The organism is bacterium, from assembly GCA_021372535.1.
Classification (GTDB): Bacteria; Latescibacterota; Latescibacteria; order Latescibacterales; family Latescibacteraceae; genus JAFGMP01.
The window spans coordinates 1-5780 of the sequence record JAJFUH010000091.1; the positions used below are offsets into that span (position 1 = coordinate 1).

Annotated in this window: 3 protein-coding genes; 2 read left to right on the forward strand and 1 reads right to left on the reverse strand. The window is 49.6% G+C overall.

The window, feature by feature from the left end; genetic code table 11:
- The first annotated feature begins 356 nt into the window (after positions 1-356).
- Both LLG96_08875 and LLG96_08880 read left to right on the forward strand, forming a co-directional pair.
- The gene (locus LLG96_08875) at positions 357-2459 is read left to right on the forward strand and encodes a T9SS type A sorting domain-containing protein (GenBank protein ID MCE5250319.1); all 2103 of its coding nucleotides are present in this window, start codon (positions 357-359) and stop codon (positions 2457-2459) included.
- A 203-nt stretch (positions 2460-2662) separates the two neighbouring features.
- Entirely contained in the window at positions 2663-4234 is a 1572-nt protein-coding gene (locus tag LLG96_08880; protein MCE5250320.1) for an alpha-N-arabinofuranosidase, read from the forward strand.
- 431 nt (positions 4235-4665) lie between these two features.
- Here the strand turns inward: LLG96_08880 and LLG96_08885 are convergent, their stop codons facing one another.
- Complete coding sequence (locus LLG96_08885) at positions 4666-5469, reverse strand: hypothetical protein (protein ID MCE5250321.1); 804 nt, start codon at positions 5467-5469, stop codon at positions 4666-4668.
- Positions 5470-5780 lie beyond the last annotated feature (311 nt).

Below are 5780 nucleotides of genomic sequence, written 5' to 3' on the forward strand. Positions count from 1 at the left end.
ATTTGTTATTTATATTTTTACTTTAAGGTACTCATTTTTCGGATGAGGCCTAAAACAATATTGTGAATATATGGCACTATTTTTGCGCTTAATAAGCAAAAAATTTCTCGGTGATCTTGTCTTGGGATTCATTGAAATCCACTTACTGCACAACATTGCATCCCGTTATACCTTATGGGAGGTCAAGACAGGAAAATGCTTCTTATACCTTCGCCTGTAGTGGGAGAGGATGAAAAACTTATCAGTTTCATGAACTTACTTCAGAAAGATATATAATGAAAAAAATACTATTATATTTCATCTTGAGTGCTGCTGTGATATTTCTTTCGGCTGTATCAAATGCCGATCGATGGAGGATGTATACCAACTGTAACGAAATCAACGGGCTGGCTATCGAGGGTGACTCTGTCTGGTGGGCGACTACCGAGGGTATCGTACGGTGGAACCGACAAGGTGGAACATACGAACAGTATACCGCTCTGGATTACCAGACAACCTTTGAATTAAACGCCGTTGCAATTGATACCGAAGGAATGAAATGGTTCGGCGGCGGTATGAGAGAACATCTTGCTGATAATGATTTTAGAAAAATAGTCAGTTTCGATGGCATCACATGGAGATTACATGATATAAGCAGCGGAATAATAAACTCAATCGCTCTTGACCAGAACGGGATTAAATGGTTCGCCTCAGTTGGTGGTTCAGATGGTGGTGTAGAAAGGCTCGACGGGACGACATGGACGACATTCAGTGAATTCAAATGGAACAGTGGAAACGATGTCGCTGTCGATGGCAAGAATATCAAATGGGTCGCATCGGATAAAGGTTTATGGAGTTATAACGACACAACATGGGTACGATATACAACGGAAAATAGCGGGCTGCCTTCCGATAAAATCCGCTCGCTTGCGTTCGATGAAAAAAACGGAATACTGTGGATGGGGCTTTCCCAGGGTGTCGCATCATTCGATGGTCGGGAATTTACGACCTGTGCGGAGGAAGACGGCCCCGTTTCCGAAGTTGCAAAAGTGATCGCTGTCGACCCGTCCGGTGTACCATGGTTCGGAACATATCACGGTTTATGGTCTTTTGACGGGACAAAATGGACAACCTTTACCACGGACAACAGCGGCTTGCCGGATAATCTGATACGGACCGTTCTTGCTGAAGAAGACGGTTCGCTCTTGATCTCGGTGGGTGACAGTTATCAGCATGGCACTCCGAAGTATGGATTAACCCGTTTTGACGGCGATACATGGAATACGATAAAACTGCCGGGAATCCGGGGGAATGATATCTACGCGCTGGCAGTCGACCGCGATAATGTCAAGTGGATCAGCACATGGAATGATGCGGGATTGTCACGTTTCGACGGTTCGACATGGACAACCTATACCGAGAAAGACGGGATGTTATCGAGTTATTTTTCTGCGATAGCGGTCGACCATGACAACGTGAAATGGTTCGGAAGCTGGAAAGGCGTGTGCAGTTTTGATGGAACATCATGGAAATCATATACCGCAGATGACGGGCCCGGAGAAATCCAGGTGAACGTCATAGCGGTCGACCTCGATAATGTGAAATGGTTCGGAACAAACGACGGCGTTTCTTCTTTTGACGGAACATCATGGAAAACGTATGATGTCACCGAAGGATTCGTGAGCGGAATAATCAGTTCAGCGGCTGTTGACCTCGACAATGTGAAATGGTTCGGTACTCCTCTCGACGGTGTTCTGAGTTTTGACGGAACGACATGGAAACACTATACCGAGGCGGACGGTCTCGTTAACGATTCGGTCAATACGATTGCGGTCGATCATGACAATGTGAAGTGGTTCGGGACAGGTTGGTGGGGAGATAAATCCGGCATTTCCCGTTTTGACGGGACGAGATGGACAACCTATACTGAAGAGGACGGATTATGCTGGAATGTGATAAACGCCATAGCTGTGGATGATTCGAATGTGAAATGGTTTTGCAGCCTGTACTCGACTACTGTTTCTACTTTCGACGGCTCGGTGTGGTCAGGATTCGATCCCGGTGTTGAAGTTGGCGGCTATAATACATTTGTAATCGACCATGACGGTATAAAATGGCTCGGCACGAAGTACAATGGTTTGTTCAGTTTTGACGGCCAGCCCGAAAAACCAACTGCTGTCGATTCACCGGTAATTACACCTTCTACAATTGAAATTACCGGCATCTATCCAAATCCCTTCAACAACCGGACAACCCTTGAATTCACTCTGCATGCCGGAGAATTCGTCCGGCTCGATGTGTATAATCTACTCGGGCAGATAGTGAAAGAACTTGCTGCGGAATCCATGCCCGCCGGTAATCACAGGATAGCGTGGGACGGGAAGGATCGCAGCGGGAATGACCTGTCATCGGGGATTTATTTTTTCCGTCTCCGGGCTGGCAATCATGAAGATACTGGTGAAGCGCTGCTTGTGCGATGAGAAGATGCTGGCTGGACGATAGAGATTAAATATGCAGGAAACAACACTACCGGTACATGCATTTTGTATTCAGGTCTCCAATAATAACTGCTGAATTTCCCCGCTCGATATTATATTGTCCTCATTATATGGTAAGACTTTCGATTCTGCGCGTTTCACAACTTTTCACTCCCTGAAGTACCGTACAGGAAAGAGGTGAATTCATGATGATGCGCATGAGTTTCATCACTGGAGGGCTTCTGTCGATGCTGTGCCTTGTTTCTCTTCAGATCGTGCAGGCCCAGAAAACCGAAACGAAGAGCGGCAACAAACTGGTCGTATACGCCTTCAAAGATCAGCCCGCAGAAACGATCAGCAGGAATATCTACGGTCATTTTTCGGAGCATCTGGGACGGTGTATATACGGTGGATACTGGGTCGGTGACAATTCCGGTATTCCCAGTACACGCGGCATCCGCAACGACATCGTCGAGGCGCTGAAACGGAGCAAAATCCCTGTCCTGCGCTGGCCGGGCGGCTGTTTCGCGGATGAATATCACTGGATGGATGGCATCGGCCCCCTCGAGAAACGGCCCACCATGATAAACACCCACTGGGGCGGTGTGACCGAGAACAACCATTTCGGCACCCACGAGTTCATGGACCTCTGCGAACAGCTTGGATGCGAGCCCTATATCTGCGGCAATGTGGGCAGCGGCACAGTCCGCGAGATGCAGGAATGGGTGGAATACATCACTTTCGACGGTGTAAGCCCCATGGCGGACGAACGCCGTAAAAACGGCCGTGACAAGCCATGGAAGCTCAAGTATTTTGGCGTGGGCAACGAAAACTGGGGATGCGGCGGGAACATGTCGCCGGAATTTTATGCCGATGTGTACAAACGCTACCAGACGTATGTCCGGAATTTTCCGGGAAACGAGGTCTACAAAATCGCCTGCGGCGGCTACGGCGATAATTATCACTGGACCGAGGTGCTCATGGAGAAGGCCGCTTCCATGATGTCGGGCTACAGCATTCACTACTATATCGGCCCCGCAAAAAGCAGCTCGGCAACACAGTTCGAGGAGGCGGACTGGTTTGCCATACTCAGGAACGCACTTCATCTCGATGAGATTCTGAAAAAGCACAGCACGGTCATGGACAGGTACGATCCCGAAAGACGGATAGGGTTGATCGTTGACGAGTGGGGAACATGGTATGCTGTCGAACCCGGAACGAATCCCGGTTTCCTCTACCAGCAGAACACGCTCCGTGACGCGCTCGCGGCGGGGGTGATGCTCAATATTTTCAACGAGCACTGCGACCGTGTCAGGATGGCCAACATCGCGCAGACTGTCAATGTCCTCCAGGCGATGGTGCTGACCGACGGGGCAAAAATGCTCCTGACCCCGACATATCATGTGTTCGAGATGTACAGCGTTCACCAGGATGCGGCGCTGCTGCCTGCCGTTCTGAATTGCGCCGATTATCAGTTCGGAAACGAAAAGCTGCCGGCCCTCACCGTTTCTGCATCCCGCGACGGCGCGGGGGCGGTTCATGTCTCGCTCTGCAATCTCGATCCGCATGCCACGCAGGAGATGGCCTGCGAGCTTCGCGGCTTCAGGGCGAAGACCATTTCGGGGCGCGTTCTGACCGGTAAGGAAATGAACGTCCACAACACGTTCGACAGACCGGAGACGGTGAAACCGACCGTATTTACGGGTGCAAAGATCACCGATGCAGGCTTTTCCGTTCTCCTGCCGCCCATGTCGGTTGTGGTGCTCGAAATGAAGTGAAAGAGGATGCGGTACTCGGGATGTGAAAGACAGTCCGGTCTGTTCGTATGCAATAATAGATAGAACGCGGATTTACGCGGATCGGGCGGATTTACGCGGATTTGGCAACCACGGGGGGTTGCCCCTACAATAAAAAAACACGAACAATTATTTCGTCATGGATAATATCCGTTATGACTTTTTGCGCCTTCCTGCTGCGACGCAGCACAGTGCGGCGAGTTTGGTGAAATTATTTCACGAATAATCCGGGTTAACAATATTATATACAATTTGTTATAGCTATTTGTATCTCCGTATCTTCCGTGTCCCCGTGGTGAAATAGGTTATGTATTTTTTCAGATAAATCCGGATCAGATAACAAGGGTGAGACCGGCATCGGGAAAAGGGTGTCACAAAGACCGTTTTCCGGGTGGAGTATTATGCTCTCTTTATTAAGAACCGGCCTTCAGGCTCTCTTCGAACAGCCGAACATCCTCGGCGAGCATATCCGGCTTGTCCCCCGTGAATACGCCCACGCATACGGCGTCGTTCTTTCTCAGATGCCGTGCGACAAAGCGTAACGCTTCCGGGGGGTCATTCCTGCCCGCCGCCATGACCTTATAGTGAATCACCGGTCTGCCGAGCCGTACTATAAGGCCGACCATGGCATCCCTGTCTTCCGGCAGGAACCACTCCGGCATCCCGGAGATGTGTTCGGCATGCTCGTCACGGTGCGCGGAGTTATAGTAGGAACACATGTAGAAGTCCACATCGAGGTTTTTCTCTGCCCACTCGAACACAGCGGGATTATGCCCGGCAATGCCCGCCTGAAGCCCCGCACTCCTGATTTTTTCGATGGCGGGCGGCACCTCATCCAGCTTTTTATTGGCAAGCAGGTTGTCCATATAACCGCCATGGACGAAGCACGCCTCTGCACCGCCTCTGACGATATCATCGACGCTCCGCTCGATGCTCTTCATCTCGGGGCAGGTCTGCGCGACCCACTTGAGCGAACCGCCCTCGTTGCGGAATTCAAGCAGAGTCCGTATAAAATGCTGGTCACCCCGGCCGATAACGGTGGTGATTCCGAGCTTTTGAGCCTGACTGAAAACGTGCTTGATATGGTCGACGGTGTAATGGCGGAGCATTGCGGTATCACGGTCTGTTCCCTGGTGAGAGAATCCGCTGAAGGGATTACTGCCGAGAATGAACCGGCTGATCGACAATGTTCCTATCGTTACTGTTTCCAGTGACATGCAAACGGTATCCTTTCTTCATTTTCTGTATCGTTTCATTTTTTTTCTTCGAGTGCCTCCATACAAAATATAGGTATGAACAATCATGATTCACAAGATTGTTTTTATAAAACGTGTTTATCTGAAAGTGTGTTTATTGCTCCGGCGAATAAAGAATGATACCGGAAGTAAAAACTGTCCGGTTAAACTACTGAGTACCTTTTATTTGCAGTAGAATATGATAGTTGCCACTCTTAACCATGGAAACTCACCCCGCGCATAACACCTTGATAAAATAGATGTTAGCGGGCGCTTCCCCTCTCTTGTGGCAA

Coding starts and splice junctions, on each gene's coding strand:
- LLG96_08875 (MCE5250319.1), top strand. CDS start 357: ATGTATACCAACTGTAACGAAATCAACGGGCTGGCTATCGAGGGTGAC.
- LLG96_08885 (MCE5250321.1), bottom strand. CDS start 5,469: ATGTCACTGGAAACAGTAACGATAGGAACATTGTCGATCAGCCGGTTC.
- LLG96_08880 (MCE5250320.1), top strand. CDS start 2,663: ATGATGATGCGCATGAGTTTCATCACTGGAGGGCTTCTGTCGATGCTG.